The following is a 20,822-nucleotide window of genomic DNA, read 5'->3' on the forward strand; positions in this document are numbered from 1 at the left end:
CCGATTTTCGAGTGCGGAATCAAAGGCAGGAATAAATTCATATAAAATGGCCGTTGACTCTTCATTAGCTCTCTGGAATCTATAAGAACATAACAGGAACAAGACGGATTGGAGAAACGCCATGGCGCAGCACGCCCTGGCGCGCGAGCGGCTTTTTGCGCTCCGCGAAACCATCGCCAGACTAGAGGGGAAGCCGGCGCCGGCGCTTGCGGCGGCCGAGCGGGAAACCCTGGCGGAAGGCGGCAAGGCGCCCCGGAGATGCATTCTGCCGCCGCTGGCGTTTGGGGTGGAATGTCTTGATGAGGCGCTGGAAGGCGGTCTGCCGCTCGATGCAATCACCGAATTCCGCTCGATTTTGTCTCGCGATGCAGGTGCTGCCAGCGGGCTGGCAATGGCTGTCGCAGCGCGGCTGCAGAAGCAGGAAGCGGATGCCGGCAGGCTTTCGCCGTTCCTCTGGATCGGCGATGCTGTCGGCACGCTGGAGGCCGGCCGTCCCTATGCCCCCGGGCTTCTGGATTTCGGGCTGAGCCCGGAGCGGTTTCTCCATGCGGCGCCGCGCAAGCTGGACGAGGCGCTCTGGCTGGTGGAGACGGCGGTGGAAAGCGCTGCTTTTTCGGCCGTCATCTTCGAAGTGCGCGGCAATCCCGCCCATTTCGGTCTGACCGAAAGCCGCAGGCTCAGCCTTCGGGCGCGTGCTGCCCGCCGTCCGCTCTTTATTGTCCGTCAAGCCGGGGCGGAGGAGGCGAGCAGCGCGGCCTTCCGTCTGCATGTCGAGCCGGCCCCGTCCGGTCTGCGGCCATTGCCGGATGGATCGAAGCTTTCCGGCAGCATCGGCAATCCGATTTTCCGTCTGACGCTGGAGAAGAGCCGTAACCCGGCCCCGCTCTCCTTTTTTCTGGAGTGGAACCCCCATGAACGCGAATTTCTCCCTGTCGCCGAACCAAACCTCGTTCGTCCTCCAAGCGAACAGTCAACGGATTCTAGCGCTCAGCTTCCCGCATCTGCCAACGGACCGAATCGCCCGCAGGCGGTGGGGGCTCTCCTGGCGTTCGAAAGGGCGTCCTGAGACGCCGCCTATCGTCTGTTCCGGCAAGCTCAACAATGCGATGCGGCTGACGGCTCTGGACGAGTTGGCCGAGAGGCTGGGCCTGAAGAAGGAGCAGGGCGTTGCCGAAGCGCGCGCCATGTACCCATTGCTCGAGGTCGCGGAAGAGGATCCGGAGGCCGACCGCCGGTTGCTGGAGGCCATTGCCGACTGGTGCGACCGCTATACGCCGCTGGTGGCGTTCGACGGCAAGGACGGCCTGTTTCTGGATATTAGCGGCTGCGCCCATCTCTTCGGCGGGGAAAAGACGCTTCTCAAAGATGTGCTGTCGCGGCTTTTTCATATGGGGTTCGATGCGCGCGGGGCGATCTCGTCGTCGCCAGGCCTTTCCTGGGCCGCGTCGCGCTTCGGGCAAGGCGGCGTGATCGAGGACGAGGAAACGGAGCATGTGCTGCTGCCCTTGCCGGTCGCGGCCTTGCGGCTGGAAGGACGAACCGTCGATGCCCTGAAGAAGCTCGGTCTGAAATATGTCGGCGACGTCATCGATGCACCGCGGGCGCCGCTGACCCGCCGGTTCGGCCCGGGGCTGCTTCTGCGTCTCGATCAGGCGCTCGGACGTGAAGAGGAGCCGGTCTCGCCCCGGCGTCCGGTTGCCAGTCTCTCGGCCGAAAGCCGCCTGATCGAGCCGATCGGGACGGAAGAACAGATCCTTGCCGTCACCAGGCAGGTCGCCATGTCGCTGCAGCCGTCGCTGGAGGCGCGAGGCGCCGGCGGGCGGGTGTTCGAACTGGTGCTGTTCCGGGTCGACGGCAGGGTCTTTCGTATCTCCGTCGGCGCTTCGCAGCCGCTTCGCGAACCAAAGTTCATTGCCGGGCTTTTTTCCGAGCGATTGCAGGCGGTCTATGACGATCTCGATGCCGGCTATGGTTTCGAAATCCTGCGGTTGAATGTGTTGCGGCATGATCCCTTCAACGAGGCACAGGCTGATTTCGAGGGCGACCGCCAGGGAGAAATCTCGCTTTCGGCCTTCGTCGATCGGGTCTCGGCCCGGCTTGGCGCGGATTGCCTGCAAAGCTTCCAGCTCCGCGAGAGCCATGTGCCGGAACGCGCCGTCATCACGGTTCCTGTGATGGATAGTCTTCCCAGGCGGAAAGCGGCGCAGGACATCCAACTTCCTTTCCGCCAAGAGCGTCCGCTACGGCTCTTTGCCACGCCGGAGCCGGTCGAAATCATGCTTGCCGAAGTGCCCGATGGCCCGCCGCAGGTTTTCCGCTGGCGGCGCATGCAGCATCAGGTGGCAAGAAGCGAAGGGCCGGAACGGATCGCCATGGAGTGGTGGATCGACGGGGATGACGCCGAGGCGCGTGACTATTTCCGTATCGAGGACGAGACCGGACATCGCTTCTGGATCTATCGTCGCGGTTTCTACGGCCGGGAACTTGATCCCCGCTGGTTCATGCACGGTGTGTTTGCATGAAGAGCGGGTCCGCATTTTTCGAGATCGGCGTGAGAACGAATTTTTCGTTTCTCGAAGGCGCCGCCAGTCCGGAAGAGATGGTCGTGCAGGCCGCTCATCTCCGGCTCGGCGGTCTCGGGATTGCGGACCGGAATTCGGTTGCCGGCGTAGTCAGGGCGCATGCGCAGGCGGAGCAGCTCGAGGAGAGATACAAGAACCGCGATGCGATTATGGCCCAGGCGGAGAAGCAAGGGAAAAAAGAAACGATTCTCCATCCGATCCGGGTTCAGCCGGGCGCCCGCCTCGTCTTTTCCGATGACACGCCTGATATCCTCGCCTACCCACGCAATCGGCGGGGCTGGGCAAATCTCTGCCGTCTTCTCAGCGCCGGCAATCTGAAGGAAGAAGCGGTCAAGGGAAGCTGCATTCTCACGGAAGCGGAGCTGATGGAATGGGGGGACGAGATGATGCTTGCGCTCGTTCCCGATCGCACCCTTATCGATCATCAGGCGGGTCAGTCGACGCTGGAAGATTATCTGGAACGATTTCGCAGACGGTTCCGCAAGGCTTTTTTTATGGCGCTGGCGCCAGCCTATGACGGCCGCGACAGGCAGGTCTTTGCGGTGCTTGCCATGCTTGCGGCACAAAATCGCGTGCCGCTGATTGCGACCAACCAGCCGCTTTATCATCATCCTGAACGCCGGCCGCTTTCGGATGTGGTGATCGCGATCCGGGAGCATATACAGATAGCGCAAGCCGGATTCCTGCTGGCGCCGAATGCCGAGCGCTACCTCAAGGATTCACGTGAAATGGTCCGGATCTTCCGGGACTATCCTGGTGCGATCGAAAATAGCCAGGCCTTCTTCGGCAAGCTGAGCTTTTCGCTGAAGGAATTGGAGCATAATTATCCACCTGAAAACGATCCCGGCGAAACACCGCAGCAGACGCTCGAGAGGCTGACGAGGGCAGGAGCCGCAAGGCGCTATCCCGAGGGTGTTCCGCTCAAGGTGGCGACGCAGATCGATTACGAGTTAAAACTCATCGGCGACAAGAACTACGCTTCCTACTTCCTGACGGTTCACAGGATCATCCAGCACGCCCGTTATGACCTCAAGGTCTTGTGCCAAGGACGCGGATCGGCGGCAAATTCGGTCATCTGCTATTGTCTCGAAATTACGGAAGTCGATCCTCAAAAGAGCACGCTGCTGTTCGACCGTTTCATTTCGATGGATCGCGACGAACCGCCGGATATCGATGTCGATTTCGAGCATGATCGGCGCGAAGAGGTCATCCAGTTCATCTACAGAACCTACAAAAGAGAACATGCCGGGCTGACGGCGGGGGTGACCACCTACCGTACCCGTTCGGCCGGCCGCGAGGTCGCCAAGGCCTTCGGGCTGTCGGAGGATGTCCAGTCGGCGATCAGCAGCCTCATCTGGGGCTGGTCGGAGGATAATCTTTCCGAGAGGGATGCAAAGGCGGCTGGTCTCGATATCAAGGATCCGGTCACCAGGAACGTGCTGAAATATGCCTCCGAGCTTCTCGGCTTTCCGCGCCACCTCACCCAGCATGTCGGCGGCTTCGTCATCACGCGGGACCGGCTCGATGAAGTGGTGCCGATCATGAAGACGGCAATGCCGGATCGCTACATGATCGAATGGGACAAGGACGATCTCGACAATGTCAAGATCCTCAAGGTGGATGTGCTGGCGCTCGGCATGCTGACCTGCTTGCGGAAGGGTTTTTCGCTGCTTGAACTGCATTACGACGTGAAGAAGACGCTCGCAGATCTCGGCAACAGGGAGCATGGAGACGAAGGCAGGCCGGTTTACGAGATGATGGGCCGGGCCGATACGCTTGGCGTCTTCCAGATCGAGAGCCGGGCGCAGATGAGCATGCTGCCGCGTCTTAAGCCGAAGGTATTCTACGACCTCGTCATCGAGGTGGCGATCGTCCGGCCAGGACCGATCCAGGGCGATATGGTACATCCCTATCTGAAGCGCCGGGAGCAGCGGGCCAAGAATATCCCGATCGAATATCCGAGTAAGGAGCTGGAAGCGGTTCTGGAAAGAACCCTCGGCGTGCCGTTGTTCCAGGAACAGGCGATGCAGATCGCCATCACAGCTGCAGGCTTTGCGCCTGGAGAAGCCGACAAGCTTCGCAGAGCGATGGCGACATTCAAGCGAACCGGCACGATCGGCAATTTCGAGAAGCGGTTCCTCGAGGGAATGGTCTCAAAGGATTATGCCCCGGAATTTGCACAGCAGTGTTTCAACCAGATCAAAGGCTTCGGTGAATATGGTTTCCCTGAAAGCCATGCCGCCTCCTTTGCACTGCTGGTCTATGCCTCCTCATGGCTCAAGGCCTATTATCCCGACGTCTTCTGCGCGGCGATGCTGAATTCCCAGCCCATGGGGTTTTATGCGCCGGCGCAGCTGGTGCGGGATGCACGCGAGCACGGGGTAAAAATCCTGCCGGTCGACATCAACGAATCCGACTGGGACTGCGGTCTGGAAGCGGCCGCTTTCGATCCGAATGCCATCGATTTTCGCCACCATGAGATGCGCGGGGTCATCAAGGCACGGCACGCGGTGCGGCTCGGCTTTCGGCAGATCAAGGGCGTTTCGGATAAAGAGATGGAGCTGCTCATCAGAAATCGAGGCAAAGGCTACAGCTCCGTTCGGGATCTCTGGCTGCGGTCTGGCCTGCAGAAATCCGTCATCGAGCGACTGGCGGATGCGGATGCGTTCCAATCCCTCAAACTATCACGACGCGACGCGCTCTGGGCTGTGCGGGCGCTGGATGTGAAGAGCGCCGCCGAGGAGCTGCCGCTTTTCGAGCAGGCCCGTCATCTCGACCTCCAGATCGAGCCTGCAACGAAGCTGCCTGAAATGCTGCCGGGAGAGCAGGTCATCGAGGATTATCGTTATCTCTCGCTGTCGCTGAAGGCGCATCCGGTCTCCTTCCTGCGCGAGGAATTGCGCAAGGTGGGCGTGACGCGCAATGTCGATCTTTTAAAGGTCGCAAACGGGCATCGGGTGACGATCGCAGGCCTCGTGCTGGTGCGCCAGCGGCCGGGTTCGGCCAAGGGCGTGATCTTCATGACGCTTGAGGACGAGACCGGGGTGGCCAATGCAATCGTCTGGAACAAGATATTCGACACATACCGTTCGGTTGTGATGGGCGCCCGGCTGGTGAAAATCCGCGGCAGGCTGCAAAGCCAGAGCGGTGTGATCCATACCGTCGTCGAGCATATCGAAGACATGACGCCGACGCTCGGTATCCTGCAACGCGAGGCCCGGCGTTTCGGGGTCTGCGAGCGAGCAGACGAAGTGCTGAGACCGGGAGTCGATCAGCGGCAGAAAAAGCTTGCACAAGAGAGGGCGGAGCTGGAAAAACGGATGGCTGCCACAGACAGCAATTCCGGCGCAGCGGAAACCGCTGTGGTGATGCCGCGCGGCCGCAACTTCCATTAATAAATATCGCACCGATCAGGGCCATGCGGTGCGCCTTCATCTGCTTTCTGGCTGCATCCCCCTGGAACCGCTACATAATCACCAGCGATATGCCTGTGGCCCGATTCGGACGCCGCTGTTCTCTGATGCGGGGCTCGAATTTTTTCTTGACAGCCACCATCTTCTTTAGCAGAAAACACGATAGTCAGTGTCATGTTTGGAATGAAGACGTGCTTGTCTGCAGCTGCAATTATATAACCGACAAGGAAATCCGGGAGGTTATCACCAACCTTCTCGACGAAGACTGTTGGCAGCTTATCGTGCCGGCGAAGGTCTATCACGCCATGGAAAAACGCGGTCGTTGCTGTGGCTGCTTTCCAAACGTCGTCGACATCATTGTGCAGACAACCGAGGAGTATCATGCCCGTCGCCACTCGACGGAGGCCGAGATATTTGATTTCATGTCCCGCTTGAAGCAATTCCATGAGGAAAACAGGAGAGCGGACATTGAAAGGCGACAAAAAGGTCATCGAGCGGCTTAACGAGGCGTTGTTCCTCGAGCTCGGGGCGGTCAATCAATATTGGGTTCATTATCGTCTGCTTGAGGACTGGGGCTACACCAAGCTCGCCAAAAAGGAGCGCGCCGAATCCATCGAAGAGATGCATCATGCCGACCGGCTTGTTGCCCGCATCATTTTCCTCGAAGGCCATCCCAATCTGCAGACCCTTGCGCCTCTGCGCATCGGCCAGAACGTCAAGGAAGTGCTGGAAGCCGATCTCGCCGGCGAATACGACGCCCGCGCGGCCTACAAGAAATCGCGCGATATCTGTCACGAGGCCGGTGATTACGTTTCGATGAAGCTCTTCGAAGAGCTGCTGATGGATGAGGAAGGCCATATCGACTTCCTCGAAACGCAGCTCGATCTGCTCGGGAAAATCGGCGAGAGCAAATACGGCCAGCTCAACGCCGATTCCGCCAACGAAGCCGAATAGTATTCGATGACAAGCCGGCCGCCTGGGCGGCCGGTTCCGCATCTGACGGTATCAGCTGCCGACCCGTCCGATCATCCGGTATCGATCAGTCTTCCGACTGCAATGCTGCCAGATGCTGGAATTCGGCCACCACCTGGTCGTAGACGCTGCGCTTGAAGGAAACGATCAGCCCCGGCAATTCCTGCATCGGCTTCCATTCCCAGGAATCGAATTCCGGCTCGTGGCCGCCTGGCGGCGGGTTGATGGCGATCTCGCTGTCGTCGCCGTCGAAGCGGAAGGCGAACCAGCGCTGCGTCTGGCCGCGGAACTTTCCCCTTAGCCCGATACCGATCAGTGCCGGCGGCAGATCATAGTTGATCCAGTCTCTCGCTTCGGCAAGCAAGGTCACCGTCTTGATGCCGGTCTCCTCGTAGAGTTCGCGGTAGGCGGCGTCCAATGGATCCTCGCCCTCGTCGATGCCCCCTTGAGGCATCTGCCAGAGCTGCGGCGAGCCGTCATACTCCGAATTGCCGTCGGGAATGCGTCGTCCAGCCCAGACAAGGCCAGCGCGGTTCAGGATCATTACGCCGACGCAAGGGCGGTAGGGCAGATCCTCGGCTTTCACGGTCGCCTGGCTCATCTTCTTCTCCGTTCAAGGATTTTCTCGGGGATTTCAGGGGTTACGAGGATCGGTGGAAAGGGCGGCGACGCCGACGATCTCGATGCCGCGCATCGCAGCCTCCTCGCTCCATTTGGCGATGGCGTCAACACTCTCATCGAAAGCCGAAGCGACGCCGATTGCCTGGCCGTTCTTGCGGGCAATGCGCTCGAGCTCGTCGAGCTTCTTCAGGACGGCGTTTATATCGAGCTGGCCATCGAGCTGCAGATCGGCGAAGGCATAGGGCAGTTCGGTTCCCTTGGCGACCGCCGCCGTCTTCGACTGCGCCGACGTGCCGTCGTCGAGGAACAGCAGGCCGCGCTTGCCGATATCGCGCATGACAGGTTCCATGGCGGTGGAATCGGACAGGAAACGTCCGCCGAGATAATTCATGACGCCGGTATAATTGGTGATCTCGCCCATCGCCTTGTGCAGGTTCTCGATATTGCGGGCGGGCGGTTTCGTGGTCAGCAGCGTTTCCGGACCGGGATCATTCGTCGGGTAATCAAACGGCTCGAGCGGCACTTGCAGAAGAATTTCGTGGCCGCCGCGGCGGGCTTCCTGCATCCAGCGCTGCAGGCTGTTGCCGCTTGCGGCAAAGGCAAAGGTGATTTCCTCCGGCAATTCAGCGATGGCGCGCTGCGTTCCGGTCTGGCTGAGCCCGAGGCCGCTGACGACGATGGCGATGCGGACACCGCGCGCGCCGGACGCGGGACGGGCATATTGATCCATCGGCCGCCGGCCATCGGGACCGACGATCGGAAGCCTGCCAAACGGGGTTTGTTCGAGCAGTGCTTCATTCGGCTGGGCCGCCATGCGCGGATCCTGGCCGATCTGCATGGCATCCACCAGCACCGGCCCGCTGCCATCGCGCGGGCGGGGGCTGTATTTGGTGACGACGGAGCCGTCGCCGGTGACCATCTGTTCGACAGTGGCGCCTGAGCGCGGTTCGGCGCGCGGCATGCCGTCCGGCGTCTTTGTGGCGGTTGTCGTCGGTGGCGGAGGCGTATTGGGGGGCGTTGCGGCTCGTTCTGCCGCTGGTGGTTTGGTGCGTTCGAGCCCATCGCCGCGAAACGCCGTATAGAGGGAAAAGCCGCCTATCGCGAAAAGACAAAGACTGGCGGCGATGCGGCCCAGGCGCAAAACACCCGGCCGCCGGCTGCCAGTTTTGCGGTTGCCGCCCAAAGGCGCATGCAGGTCCGTTCCCAATTTTTCGCCCGCTCCAAAACCGGGAAACAGCAGAAAGGGTCAAGGCCGGGCAACTCGCCCGGCCTTGAGGTGATCATTACTTGGCGACGACGGCTTTGTCAGGGTTTGGCGGGAAGGCCGGATCGGTCTTCTTGCCGCGCAGCAGATCGAGCGCGTAGTTCAGCTGAACGTCGTCCTTCGGGTCCGGCGGCACATAGGCAACCGAGCCCGAACCTTCGTCCGTCTCGCTCTGGCCCTTGATATGGCCGCGCAGACTGGATTCGCCTTCGGTCACCATCTTGCCCTGCAGTTCCTGCGGCAGCGGCTCCTCGACCTTGATGTCGGGGGTGATGCCGGTGCCTTGGATCGAGCGGCCCGACGGCGTGTAATAGAGCGCCGTGGTCAGGCGCAGCGCGCCGTTTTCGCCGAGCGGGATGATCGTCTGGACGGAGCCCTTGCCGAAAGAGCGTGTGCCGAGAACGGTGGCGCGGCGCAGATCCTGAAGAGCGCCGGCGACGATTTCCGATGCGGAAGCCGAACCGCCGTTGATCAGCACGATAACCGGCTTGCCATCCGTCAGGTCGCCCGGACCGGCATTGAAGCGGCGGGTTTCATCGGGATTGCGGCCGCGCGTCGAAACGACTTCGCCACGCTCCAGCAGGGCATCGGAGACATTGATCGCCTGGTCGAGCAGGCCGCCCGGATTGAGCCGCAGGTCGAGGACATAACCTTTCAGCTTGTCGGCCGGAACGGTGTCCTTGATCTTCTTGATCGCCTTTTCCATATCAGGATAGGTCTTCTCGGTGAAGGAGATGATGCGGAGATAACCGACATCGTCCTCGACACGCGACTTGACGGCCTGGACGGCGACGACGTCACGGACGATCGTCAGCTCGATCGGCTTGTCGGCGCCCTTGCGGATCAGCGTCAGCTTGATCGGTGTGTTGACGGCGCCGCGCATCTTCTCAACGGCGTCTTCCAGCTTCAGGCCGCGCACGGACTGGCCGTCGATCTCGGAGATATAATCGCCGGCGAGAACACCGGCCTTGGCGGCGGGCGTATCGTCGATCGGGGTGATGACCTTGACGAGGTCGTCTTCCATGGTGACTTCGATGCCGAGGCCGCCGAACTCACCCTTCGTCTGGGTGCGCATGTCCTCGGCGTCCTTCGCATTCATATAGCTCGAATGCGGATCCAGCGAGGAGAGCATGCCGTTGATGGCGTTCTCGATCAGCTTGTCTTCGGCCGGCGGCGTCACGTATTGGGCGCGCACTCGCTCGAAGACATCGCCGAACACCGAGAGTTCCTTGTACGTCGAGGATCCGGCCGCTTCTGCCGGCGCACCCGCCGAGTAAATGACGCTCATTGCGGTCGCACCCATCAATGCGCCGACCAGAACAAAAGAAGCCCTACGAATCATTGCGTGCCTTTCCAGTGTCTTTGGCGGTCCACCATGGTCGGGAATCGACCGGTTTACCGTCCTTTCGAAATTCAATGTAAAGCGTTGGCCGGTCCGTTGCCAGCGCCAATGCAGTTGCGCTTGCCACTCTTTTCGCACCCATCACGGCGAGCGGCTCGCCGGAGAAAACGAACTTTCCCTGACGGGTATTGATCGTATCCATTCCCGAGAGAACCAAGTGGTACCCATCGCCGGTGTCGAGGATGATCATCTGGCCGTAACTGCGGAAAGCGCCGGCGAAAACCACCAGCCCATCCGCAGGCGCCGTCACCACCGTCTCCGGATTGGTGGCGACCGTCATTCCCATGGCCTCGTGCCCGGTGCCGTCGGCATCGCCGAACTGGCGCAGGATATCGCCCGCGACGGGCACCTCCAATTTCGCCTTCAATTCTCCGAAGGGATATGCGGGCGCAATGCGGTTTTTATCGGGCACGCCGCTGTCGGCCAAGGCCTTGGCCTGGGCGCGCTGCTCGTCCGTCATCAGCTTGCGGTTCTCCTCCGCCTGGCGGGCAGCGGCAGCAGCGTCGCGCACCGAAGCGATCTCGGATTCCATAGAGGCGACAAGGCCTTCAAGGCTGGTCGCCTTGCCCGCCAGCTCCTCGGAGCGTTTTCTCTCGGCGGTGAGTTCGGTGGCATTGCTGCGGCTGAGCTTGTCGTTTTCGGCAAGCAGCAGGTCCATGCGCCGCTCTTCCTCGATACCGTTCGTCATCGTCGCGGTCAGGCCGGCCTTCTCGGCGGTACTTGCGGTCTGCAATGCGGCGAGGCTTGCAAGGTCTCCGGCAAGCTTGTCAGTCTCCTTGCGGATACCGGGCACGACGGCGCCGAGCAGGATGGCGCTGCGCACCGAGGCGAGCGCGTCATCAGGGGTGACGAGCAAAGCGGGCGGTGGGTTGCGGCCCATGCGCTGGAGGGCTGCCAGCACCTCGGCCAGGAGGCCGCGGCGCTCGTGCAGGGAGCGGCGGATGCCATCCTCCTTGACGCCGAGATCGGCAAGCTTCTTCTCGCTTGCCAGGATCTGCTTGTCGAGCGCCTTGCGGCGGGCCGCGGACTCGATCAGTGCCTGGCGGATGCTTTGCGTGCTCTTTTCCAGATCGGCGATGCTCTGTTTAAGCGCACTCACCTTGTCGGAGGAGAGGCTGATCGTTTTCGACAGGGTTTCGAGTTCGGTACGGGTCTGATCCCGTTTGGCGGCCAGTTCGGCGGCCGGATCGGGAGGCGCCGGCTCACCTGCCGGCTGCGGTGCCGATTGTGCTGCCTCGGGGGCGGCATCTTGCGCCAGGACGATGAAGGGATTTGCCGACACGGCAATCACCGCCACGCCGACCCCGGCTGCGATAGCCGGCAGGATCATGCGGTATCGCCTGGTTGCTTCTCTCGTCATGCGTGTTGGGGCACTTTCTCAAAACGCGTGCAGACTAAGCTGATTTGGCACGCTTTGCCAGAAAGTTTGAAGCATAACAGCCGGCTGACAGAACACGGCTGCGTGACAATGCGAATTGCCGAGCGGCGGGGAATCAGACGCGGTGATAGGGGTGGCCGGACAGGATGGTCACGGCGCGATAAAGCTGTTCGGCGATCAGCGTGCGCACGAGTTGATGCGGCCAGGTCATCTTGCCCAGGCAAAGCGTGGTGTCGGCACGGTCGTAGAGGGATGGATCGAGGCCGTCGGCGCCGCCGATGGCAATGGTCAGCTCGCGTTTGCCCTGGTCGCGATAGGAGCCGAGCAGGTTTGCGAAGGCTTCGCTGTCAAGCGCCTTGCCGCGTTCGTCGAGAAGGATGAGGATGCTGCCATCGGCAAGCGATTTCAACAGCAGCGCCGCTTCCTCGCGCTTGCGGGTTTCCCCGTTGGAAGCACGGCTTTCGGCAACTTCGGCAATACGGGACAGTTCGAGGCCGACGGCAGGGCCGGCCTTGGCGAAACGGTCGAAATAACGGGCCGCAAGATCCTTTTCGGGGCCGGATTTCAGCCGTCCCACCGCAAAAAGACCAACTCGCATTCATCCGCTCCTGCTGATGCGGCACATCTTGCGCACAAGGCGTCACCGGCCGGCTTCTGATGTTTTCCGGCCAGTCAATGCCACGTTTCAGGCGTCGGGCAGAATGCCGGACCGCCTGTCAGTGCCGTGTTTCTTCATCCATATCCGGAGCCGCCCACATCTTTTCGATGTTGTAGAATTCGCGGATTTCGGGACGGAACACGTGCACGATAATGTCACCGGTGTCGATCAGGACCCAATCGCCGCCTTCCTGACCTTCGACGCGGGCCGTACCGAGGCCGTCGTCCTTCAGGTCGGTGAGCAGATGATCCGAGATCGCCATGACATGCCTGCTCGAGCGGCCGGAGACGACGATCATGTAGTCTCCCAGCGCCGATTTTCCGGCAATGTCGATGGTGACGATATCTTCAGCTTTGGAGTCCTCGAGGCTGGCGAGGACGGTTTCTAGGGCGCGGGCGGCGGCATCGGCGCCACGTTCCGCACTCTTCGGGATAACGGCGAACGTTTTTCCCTTGGCGTGTACTGTTGTCAGTGCTTTCCCTTTCCTGGAATGACAAACCATGCACAACACAGATCCGATCGAGACCGGACCATGGTTAAGATAGGCATCAAACCACTAATGTTTCAAGACGCGCTAAGATACAGAACGGTCGAAAATCCGATCTGGCGTCCGAATTGAAGAATATTGCCGCTCGGGCTGCTTGTGCGGCCGGTGTACAGTTTCCGTACCACGGCGTAAAGTGCGGCAAATTTCACGATTTCACGATTCGATGACCGATCCAGCCGCAAAAACCCTCGTGCCCGTCCTGCGAATCAGCTTCCCGGATGAGGATCGGCTCGGCCATGGGAAGATGGAGCTGCTGGAGCATATCCGCCAGACCGGATCGATCTCGGCGGCGGGGCGGGCGATGGACATGTCCTATCGCCGCGCATGGCTGCTGGTCAGCGAGATGAACCGGATGTTCTGCGAGCAGGTGGTGGAGCCGCAGCGCGGCGGGCAGAAGGGCGGTGGCGCAGCGCTGACGCCGTTCGGCGAGGAATTGCTCGAGCGTTTCCGCCGGATGGAAAAAACGATGCGCACGAGCCTTGCCGGCGATCTCGCCTGGCTCGAGGCCAAGCGCAACCTGCAGCAGCGACACGGCTGATCAGGCCTCCAGGGCCACGGTCTTGACGACGGCGAAGACGACACTTCCCGGTTGGAGATCGAGACGCTCGCAGGAGAGTGTGGTGATGCGGGAAAGAATGATATCGCCGCCGCAATCAAGCCGGATTTCCACCGTTCCGTCCTCGTCCGACGATATCGCCGCGATCCTGCCTTCGAGAATGTTCAGCGCGCTGAGGCCCTCGGGTCTGGTGGTCGCCAGCATGACGTCGCGGGACGGAATGCGGATGCGCACCGGTCTGCCTGAAGTAAGGGCCCCACTGGGGATATGCAGCCGGCAGGATTTCAGGGCGACCACCGACAGGCGGTGCAGCGCATCGAAGCTTTCGACCGTGCCTTCCAGCAGGGCACCCGCCTCGCGCCGGTCGGAGGCGGTGGAAAAGCGGCTCAATATGTCGACGGCCGGGCCGGTCGCTTCCACCTTGCCGTCGCGCATGACGACGACCTGGTTTGCCAGCCGCGCCACCTCGGCGATCGAATGGCTGACATAGACGATCGGGATTTCCGTCTCGTCGCGCAGCCGCTCCAGATAGGGCAGGATCTCGGCCTTGCGGGCCTCGTCGAGGGCGGCGAGCGGCTCATCCATGAGAAGCAGGCGGGGCGCGGAGAGAAGGGCGCGGCCGATGGCGACACGCTGCTTCTCACCGCCGGAAAGTTTTGCGGGGCTGCGTTCCAGCAGCGGCTCGATACCGAGCAGGTCGACGATGTGATCGAAGCTTTCACCGCGTGCCGTTCGGGCCGCGAACCAGTGGCCATAGGCGAGATTGGCCCGAACGCTGAGATGCGGGAAAAGCCGGGCCTCCTGGAAGACATAACCGAAGCGGCGGCGATGTTTCGGGACGAAGATGCCGGTTGCTGTTTCGGTCAGGGGCTCGCCGTCGAGGACGACGCGGCCTTCGTCCGGGCGGGCGAGGCCGGCGATGATGCGGATCATCGAGGTCTTGCCGGAGCCGGAGCGGCCGAACAGCGCGGTGACGCCGCGTTCGGAGGTGAAGGCGGCGTCGAGCGAAAAGGTGCCGAGCCTCTGTTTTGCCTCGACGATCAGCGTCATTCCGGGTCGATCCTTTGGCCGGCGAGACGGGCGAGGAATTCGGAGGCGAGCAGCGCGGCCATGGAAATGACGATGGCGACGATTGTCAGGCGCAGTGCGCCGGCATCGCCGCCCGGCACCTGGGTGAAGGTGTATATCGCTGCCGACAGCGTCTGGGTTTCGCCCGGGATGTTGGAAACGAAAGTGATCGTCGCGCCGAATTCACCCATTGCCTTGGCGAAGGAAAGGATCATGCCGGTGATGATGCCGGGCAAGGTCAGCGGCAGGGTGATCGTTAAAAACACCCAGGCGGGACCGGCGCCGAGCGTTCCGGCCGCTTCTTCGAGCTTGCGGTCGACCGCCTCGATCGACAGGCGGATGCTGCGCACCATCAGCGGAAAGGCCATGATGGCGCAGGCGAGCGCCGCACCCGTCCAGCGGAAAGAAAAGACGATGCCGAAATACTGGTCGAGCAGGCTGCCGATCGGACCACGGCGGCCGAACAGGATGAGGAGAAGGAAACCGGTGACGACAGGGGGCAGGATCAGCGGCAGGTGAACGATGCCGTTCAACACCGACTTGCCCCAGAAGCGACCGCGAGCAAGCAGCAGGGCGACGAGGATGCCGAAGGGCAGGCTCGCCAGCATGGCGACAATAGAGACACGCAGGCTGAGCAGGATCGCCGTCCATTCCTCATTGCTCAGGCCCAATATATTCAAATGCAGCTATCTCCAAGATCGAAGGCTCGCTCAGGCGAGCCTCAGTTTGACGACAAATCTCGCTCCTTCTCCGACGTCATCCTCGGCCTTGTGCCGGGCAGATGCTCGGGACAAGCCCGAGCATGACGAAAGAGGAGTTGCCGACTTTGAACCTATGTGAGCCTTCACGCTAAGCTGTCACTGTTGATTCCGCAATCAATTCAGCCCATCATTTCAGGACAGTAAAACCCTGCGCCGTGAAGAAGGCGGCTGTCTTGTCGGATTTCAGGAAGTCGAGATAGGCTGTTGCGTCCGGATTCTTGCTCTCGGCAAGTATGGCGATCGGGTAGATGATCGGCGGATGCGAATCGGCCGGGAAGGTGCCGACGATGGCCACACCCTTATCGGCCGCGGCGTCCGTCTGGTAGACGATGCCGTAAGGCGCTTCGCCGCGGGAGACGAGGGCGAGAGCAGCACGGACGCTTTCGGCGCCGGCGACCTTGGTTTCCACCGATTTCCAGACGCCGAGTTTTTCCAGCGCGGCCATGGCGTATTTGCCGGCCGGAACCGATTTCGGCTCACCCATGGCAAGCTTGTCGTCGCCCAGGAGCCCGGCAAGATCGAAGCCCTGCTTGATCTCGACCGGTTTTGCCTTGTCCTTTTCGGCAACGAGCACGATGCTGTTGCCGAGCAGGTTGGAACGGGTGTCGACCTTGATGAGGTTTTTCTTGGCGACGTAGTCCATCCAGTCGAGGTCGGCCGAGATGAAGATATCGGCGGGAGCGGCGTTTTCGATCTGCTTGGCGAGCGCCCCGCTTGCCGCATAGGAGGCAACGGCCTCCTTGCCGCTCTCCTTGGTCCAGGCGGCATTGACGGCGTCGAGCGCATCCTTGAGGCTCGCCGCCGCAAAGACGGTGAGCTTTTCGGCCGCGCCGGCGGGCGCTGGAAGCGCTGCTGCGCCAAACCAAAGCGCGGCGAGCGCGACGGTTGCCAGTTTCATCCATCGGCGGCGGTCTTGCATAAATCATTCTCCAAGGTTCGAAATATTGCGACGAATATAACGGGTAGCGCGCCTTGGCTAGGGATATATCCGGAAAAATATAGCGCACCGGCCGTCTCGTTCGTAGGAACCCAATGCTTCAAACATTCGGCGAGTGCATGGCTTGGACGCAAAATGGGATCTATAGAGCCGGAATATCCAGGCTGCACTTTTGTAAACTTCAAGAATTCTCCGGCGGCAGAACCATGCTCCGTTGATTCCGCCGATAAAAACGGCAGCGCCAAAGCGGCCTATTCGGACAGGATTGCAGTTGGTGCATTGCTGCAATGCACCAATCGATATTCACCTTCGTGCGGAATATGATAAAACACGAGCATCGAAGCGGCGACCTCCTCCTCCCATAGCCGCTCGATAGGGTCGACAACACTCCTCCTCCCAGTTGTCGATCGAGTTTATAAGCCCGACGGATCCTCCCCCGTCGGGCTTTCTCGTTTTCGAACCTTCCTTGAAATTTATTCGGCTTGGCCGTGCGACGAGCCGTTGCGGATTGCCGTCGAGCTCAGGCCGGAGCGCGGCCCGTGGATGAAGGTCCAGGCCGGGGCCTGCTTCTTCCAGAGAATACGGGCATCATCTTCGTCGACACGGGCGAAATCGAAGGTCCGCGTCATTTTCGAGGAGAGGTAGGAGAGCGTCGCGCCCGGCCGGTCGATCACGGCGATCGGGAAGGTGCGGACAATTTCCTGCCATTTCTGCCATTTGTGAAAGGTCTGCAGGCCGTCGGCGCCCATGACCCAGATGAAATGCACATGCGGATTGCGGGCCTTGACGCGGGCGAGCGTATTGGCGGTGTAGCTGACGCCGAGTGTCTGTTCGAAGGCGGTGACCTTGACGCGCGGATCGGCGGCAACACGTTCACTTTCGGCAATACGCTCGGTAAGCGGTGCCAGCTGGTTGCGGCTCTTCAGCGGATTTCCGGGGGTAACCATCCACCAGAGCTGGTCGAGGCCGAGCCGCTTGATTGCGATCTCGGCAACGAGCGCGTGGCCCTGGTGCGGCGGATTGAACGAACCGCCGAACAGACCGACGACCATGCCGCGCTCGCTGTGCGGCATGCGGAGATAATGCCGGTCCAAACTCTCCGCCGTCACGTCAGGGCCGCGTCTGTCCGGCGCCGTGCACCCGATATTTGAAGGAGGTGAGCTGTTCGACACCGACGGGGCCGCGAGCGTGCATCTTGCCGGTGGCAATGCCGATCTCCGCACCCATGCCGAACTCGCCGCCATCGGCAAACTGGGTCGAGGCATTGTGCAGCAGGATCGCCGAATCGACTTCGGTGAAGAAACGCGCGACGACGTGGGGATCCTCGGCGATCACCGCCTCGGTGTGGTTCGAGGAATAGGTCTGGATATGGGCGATCGCGCCCGATATGCCGTCGACGACGGCAACCGAAATGATCGCGTCGAGATATTCGGTCGACCAGTCCTCTTCCGTTGCGGGCTTCAGGCCGGGGGCGACCTTCAGCACGGTTGGCGAAGCGCGGACCTCGCAGCCGGCATCGATGAGAACCTCGAGCAGCGGCGTCAGATGCGTGCCGATCGCCGCACCGTCGACGAGCAGGGTTTCGGCCGCGCCGCAGATACCGGTGCGGCGCATCTTGGCATTGACGACGATCTTCTTCGCCATCTCGATATCGGCCGAGCCATCGACATAGATATGGCAGAGGCCTTCGAGATGGGCAAAAACCGGCACCCGGGCCTCGTTCTGCACGCGGGCGACCAGGCTCTTGCCGCCGCGCGGCACGATGACGTCGATTGCCCCGTCCAAACCGCGCAACATGGCGCCGACGGCGGCGCGGTCGGTGACCGGGACGAGTTGGATAGCATGCTCTGGAAGTCCTGCCGCCTTCAGACCTTCGACAAGGCAGGCATGGATCGCCTGCGATGAACGGCGCGAATCCGAGCCACAGCGCAGGATGACTGAATTGCCCGCCTTGAGGCAGAGGGCGCCGGCATCAGCCGTGACGTTCGGCCGGCTTTCGAAGATGACGCCGATGACGCCGAGCGGCGTGCGGACGCGCTCGATCTGCAGGCCGTTCGGCCGGTCCCAGGCGGCGATGACTTCGCCGACCGGGTCGGCAAGGGCGGCGATGGCGCGGAGCCCCTCGGCCATCTCGGCGACGCGTTTGTTGTTCAGCGTCAGCCGGTCGACGAAGGAGGCAAGCGTCTCGGTGCCTTCGATGTCCTGCAAATCCTTGACGTTCTCGGCAAGAATCTCAGCCTTGTTGGCCAGGATTGCATCGGCCATGGCGTTCAGCGCCCTGTTCTTCGCCTCGGCGGACGCAAAGCTCAGCGGTCGTGCGGCAGCCTTTGCCTTGCGGCCGATGTCATTCATCAGCGCGTCAATGTCAGGGCTTGGCGCAACGGTATCAAGCATAGCTCGCGTCCTTCTTCTGCCTTTCCGATTTCGAACCGACCTGTGCGGTCATCACCATGTCGTCACGATGGACCATGGCCGCGCGGCCGGGATAACCGAGAATGGCCTCGATCTCCGCCGACTTGCGGCCGGCAATCCGGCGGGCGTCCTCGGCATCGTAGCTGACCAGGCCGCGGGCGATCTCGCGGCCGGCGGGGCCGATGATCGCCACCGGATCGCCGCGGCTGAACAGGCCGGTAACGCTGCGCACGCCGGCGGGAAGCAGGCTCTTGCCGGCCCCGAGTGCGGTGACGGCGCCGTCATCGACATGCAGTTCGCCGGCCGGCTGCAGCTGTCCGGCGATCCAGGTCTTGCGGGCGGTCACCGGTGTGCCGGACGGCGCGAACCAGGAGGAACGCGCGCCGTTTTCGATCGCCGACAGCGGGCTGTCGGTCTTGCCGGAGGCGATGATCATGGCGCAGCCCGATGTCGTCGCTATCTTGCCGGCATCGATCTTGGTGCGCATGCCGCCACGCGAGAGCTCGGAGGCTGCGCCGCCAGCCATCGCCTCGATCTCCGGGGTGATTTCGGAAATCGTCTCCAGGAAGGTGGCGTTCGGGTCGAGATGCGGCGGCGCGGTATAGAGGCCGTCAATATCGGAAAGAAGGATGAGCAGGTCGGCGCCGGTCATCGTCGCGACGCGGGCGGCCAGGCGGTCGTTGTCGCCATAGCGGATTTCGCTGGTGGCGACCGTGTCGTTTTCGTTGATGATCGGCACGGCGCCGATTTTCAGAAGCTGATTGATGGTAGCCCGCGCATTGAGATAGCGGCGGCGCTCCTCGGTATCGCCAAGCGTCAGCAGGATCTGGCCGGCGACGATCTCGCCGCGCGACAGGCTCTCCGACCAGGCGCGCGCCAAGGCGATCTGGCCGACGGCGGCAGCGGCCTGGCTTTCCTCCAGTTTCAGCGCACCCGAGGGCAGGTCGAGCACCGAGCGGCCGAGCGCGATTGCGCCTGATGACACGACGAGCACATCGATGCCTTTGGCCTTCAGGCCTGAGATATCGGCGCACATGGCGTCGAGCCAGGCCTTCTTCAGCCCGGCCTTTCGGTCGACGAGCAGGGCCGAGCCGATCTTGATGACGACGCGGCGATAGCGGCCAAGCGGCTTACGGCTGGTCATCGGCTCCATCCTCGCCAACGTCCTCAGCCTCATCGGTGACAACAATGTCGCGATGGCGCTGCTTCAGCACCTTGGCCGGCTTTTCCTCGGCATTTTCCTCGACGATGATGTCGCGCAGCGCGCGCAGCACCTCGGTCATGCCCTTGCCGGTGACGGCCGAAATCTGGAACGGCGTCTTGCCGCAGGCCTTGGCCAATTCCTTGGTCTTCTTCTTCAGTTCGGCCTCGTCGAGCACGTCGATCTGCGACAGCGCCACGATCTCCGGCTTGTCCGTCAACTCGTTGCCATAGGCTTCGAGCTCGTGCTTCACCGTCTTATACGCCTTGCCGACCTTTTCCTCCTGGGCGGAGACGAGGTGCAGCAGCACGCGGGTGCGCTCGACATGGCCGAGGAACCGGTCGCCGATGCCGACACCCTCATGGGCGCCTTCGATCAGGCCCGGAATGTCGGCCAGAATGAATTCCCGTTCGTCGATGGTGGCGACGCCGAGATTGGGATGCAGCGTGGTGAAGGGGTAGTTGGCGATCTTCGGCCTGGCGCGAGTGACGGATGCAAGGAAGGTCGACTTGCCGGCATTTGGCATGCCGACGAGGCCGGCATCGGCAATCAGCTTCAGCCGCAGCCAGAGGGTCTTTTCCTCGCCGGGCAGGCCGGGATTGGCCCAATCCGGCGCCTGGTTGGTCGAGGTCTTGAAATGAGCGTTTCCGAAGCCGCCATTGCCGCCATGGGCGAGGCAATAACGCTGGCCTTCGACGGTGAGATCGCAGATCAGCGTTTCCCGGTCTTCCTCGAAGATCTGGGTTCCCACGGGAACCTTCAGCGTCACGTCGCTGCCATTGGCGCCGGTGCGGTTTCTGCCCATGCCATGGGTACCGATCGTCGCCTTGAAATGCTGCTGAAAGCGGAAATCGATCAGCGTGTTGAGGCCGTTGACGGTCTCGACCCAGACATCGCCGCCACGTCCGCCATCGCCGCCATCCGGGCCGCCGAACTCGATGAATTTCTCGCGCCGGAAGGAAACACTGCCCCCGCCGCCGTCTCCGGATCGAATATAGACCTTTGCTTCGTCGAGAAATTTCATTTTACTTCCAGTATCCGGTGGCAGTT

General features: G+C 61.7%; 19 protein-coding genes. 6 read left to right on the plus strand and 13 right to left on the minus strand.

Annotated features, from left to right (window positions below; all coding sequences use genetic code 11):
* The first annotated feature begins 121 nt into the window (after nucleotides 1-121).
* The 5 genes from HJB82_RS31690 to bfr all read left to right on the plus strand — a co-directional run bounded on the left by HJB82_RS31690 (nucleotide 122) and on the right by bfr (nucleotide 6,949).
* Nucleotides 122-1,066, plus strand: a complete 945-nt coding sequence (locus HJB82_RS31690; protein ID WP_246762705.1) for an ImuA family protein — start codon at nucleotides 122-124, stop codon at nucleotides 1,064-1,066.
* A gap of 10 nt (nucleotides 1,067-1,076) precedes the next feature.
* Entirely contained in the window at nucleotides 1,077-2,522 is a 1,446-nt protein-coding gene (locus tag HJB82_RS21900; RefSeq protein WP_311043796.1) for a DNA polymerase Y family protein, read from the plus strand.
* Nucleotides 2,519-5,977, plus strand: coding sequence for an error-prone DNA polymerase (locus HJB82_RS21905; RefSeq protein WP_207582278.1), 3,459 nt, complete (start codon nucleotides 2,519-2,521; stop codon nucleotides 5,975-5,977). The genes HJB82_RS21900 and HJB82_RS21905 overlap by 4 nt, the downstream gene beginning before the upstream one ends.
* Before the next feature lie 122 nt (nucleotides 5,978-6,099).
* Nucleotides 6,100-6,498 (plus strand): (2Fe-2S)-binding protein, encoded by a 399-nt coding sequence (locus tag HJB82_RS31695; RefSeq protein WP_246762769.1) that lies wholly within the window; start codon nucleotides 6,100-6,102, stop codon nucleotides 6,496-6,498.
* Entirely contained in the window at nucleotides 6,464-6,949 is a 486-nt protein-coding gene (gene bfr / locus HJB82_RS21915) for a bacterioferritin (protein WP_003589587.1), read from the plus strand. Before HJB82_RS31695 ends, bfr begins: the two co-directional genes overlap by 35 nt.
* 85 nt (nucleotides 6,950-7,034) lie before the next feature.
* Here bfr and HJB82_RS21920 read toward each other — a convergent pair whose 3' ends face one another.
* The 6 genes from HJB82_RS21920 to rsfS all read right to left on the minus strand — a co-directional run bounded on the left by HJB82_RS21920 (nucleotide 7,035) and on the right by rsfS (nucleotide 12,792).
* On the minus strand, nucleotides 7,035-7,568 hold the full coding sequence (locus HJB82_RS21920; protein WP_221131602.1) for an RNA pyrophosphohydrolase: 534 nt from the start codon (nucleotides 7,566-7,568) through the stop codon (nucleotides 7,035-7,037).
* Between the two features lie 33 nt (nucleotides 7,569-7,601).
* The gene (locus HJB82_RS21925) at nucleotides 7,602-8,795 is read right to left on the minus strand and encodes a divergent polysaccharide deacetylase family protein (RefSeq protein ID WP_207582275.1); all 1,194 of its coding nucleotides are present in this window, start codon (nucleotides 8,793-8,795) and stop codon (nucleotides 7,602-7,604) included.
* A 76-nt stretch (nucleotides 8,796-8,871) separates the two neighbouring features.
* Nucleotides 8,872-10,194: a S41 family peptidase gene (locus HJB82_RS21930; protein WP_207582274.1), complete on the minus strand. Its 1,323-nt coding sequence runs from the start codon at nucleotides 10,192-10,194 to the stop codon at nucleotides 8,872-8,874.
* Complete coding sequence (locus HJB82_RS21935; RefSeq protein WP_207582273.1) at nucleotides 10,184-11,584, minus strand: murein hydrolase activator EnvC; 1,401 nt, start codon at nucleotides 11,582-11,584, stop codon at nucleotides 10,184-10,186. The genes HJB82_RS21930 and HJB82_RS21935 overlap by 11 nt, the downstream gene beginning before the upstream one ends.
* A gap of 163 nt (nucleotides 11,585-11,747) precedes the next feature.
* Nucleotides 11,748-12,230 carry a 23S rRNA (pseudouridine(1915)-N(3))-methyltransferase RlmH gene (rlmH, locus tag HJB82_RS21940; RefSeq protein ID WP_207582272.1) on the minus strand — a complete coding sequence of 161 codons (483 nt, stop codon included), beginning with the start codon at nucleotides 12,228-12,230 and terminating at the stop codon, nucleotides 11,748-11,750.
* A gap of 118 nt (nucleotides 12,231-12,348) precedes the next feature.
* On the minus strand, nucleotides 12,349-12,792 hold the full coding sequence (gene rsfS / locus HJB82_RS21945) for a ribosome silencing factor (protein WP_007632221.1): 444 nt from the start codon (nucleotides 12,790-12,792) through the stop codon (nucleotides 12,349-12,351).
* 208 nt (nucleotides 12,793-13,000) lie between these two features.
* On the opposite strand from rsfS, the gene HJB82_RS21950 reads away from it, so the two are divergent.
* Nucleotides 13,001-13,375, plus strand: a complete 375-nt coding sequence (locus HJB82_RS21950; protein WP_221115405.1) for a winged helix-turn-helix domain-containing protein — start codon at nucleotides 13,001-13,003, stop codon at nucleotides 13,373-13,375.
* Here the strand turns inward: HJB82_RS21950 and modC are convergent, their stop codons facing one another.
* The 7 genes from modC to obgE all read right to left on the minus strand — a co-directional run bounded on the left by modC (nucleotide 13,376) and on the right by obgE (nucleotide 20,796).
* Entirely contained in the window at nucleotides 13,376-14,443 is a 1,068-nt protein-coding gene (gene modC / locus HJB82_RS21955) for a molybdenum ABC transporter ATP-binding protein (RefSeq protein ID WP_221115406.1), read from the minus strand.
* Nucleotides 14,440-15,141 (minus strand): molybdate ABC transporter permease subunit, encoded by a 702-nt coding sequence (gene modB, locus HJB82_RS21960; RefSeq protein ID WP_221131604.1) that lies wholly within the window; start codon nucleotides 15,139-15,141, stop codon nucleotides 14,440-14,442. The genes modC and modB overlap by 4 nt, the downstream gene beginning before the upstream one ends.
* A 208-nt stretch (nucleotides 15,142-15,349) precedes the next feature.
* Nucleotides 15,350-16,141, minus strand: coding sequence for a molybdate ABC transporter substrate-binding protein (modA, locus tag HJB82_RS21965; protein WP_221115408.1), 792 nt, complete (start codon nucleotides 16,139-16,141; stop codon nucleotides 15,350-15,352).
* Nucleotides 16,142-16,632: 491 nt separating this feature from the next.
* Nucleotides 16,633-17,232, minus strand: coding sequence for a nicotinate-nucleotide adenylyltransferase (locus HJB82_RS21970; protein WP_246762703.1), 600 nt, complete (start codon nucleotides 17,230-17,232; stop codon nucleotides 16,633-16,635).
* Nucleotides 17,233-17,269: 37 nt separating this feature from the next.
* On the minus strand, nucleotides 17,270-18,553 hold the full coding sequence (locus tag HJB82_RS21975) for a glutamate-5-semialdehyde dehydrogenase (RefSeq protein WP_207582266.1): 1,284 nt from the start codon (nucleotides 18,551-18,553) through the stop codon (nucleotides 17,270-17,272).
* The gene (gene proB, locus HJB82_RS21980) at nucleotides 18,546-19,715 is read right to left on the minus strand and encodes a glutamate 5-kinase (protein WP_207582265.1); all 1,170 of its coding nucleotides are present in this window, start codon (nucleotides 19,713-19,715) and stop codon (nucleotides 18,546-18,548) included. Before proB ends, HJB82_RS21975 begins: the two co-directional genes overlap by 8 nt.
* The gene (gene obgE, locus HJB82_RS21985; protein WP_207582264.1) at nucleotides 19,702-20,796 is read right to left on the minus strand and encodes a GTPase ObgE; all 1,095 of its coding nucleotides are present in this window, start codon (nucleotides 20,794-20,796) and stop codon (nucleotides 19,702-19,704) included. The genes proB and obgE overlap by 14 nt, the downstream gene beginning before the upstream one ends.
* Between the last annotated feature and the right edge of the window lie 26 nt (nucleotides 20,797-20,822).

Origin of the sequence: Rhizobium sp. NZLR10, from assembly GCF_019685125.1 — a bacterium.
In the GTDB taxonomy this organism is placed as follows: domain Bacteria; phylum Pseudomonadota; class Alphaproteobacteria; order Rhizobiales; family Rhizobiaceae; genus Rhizobium.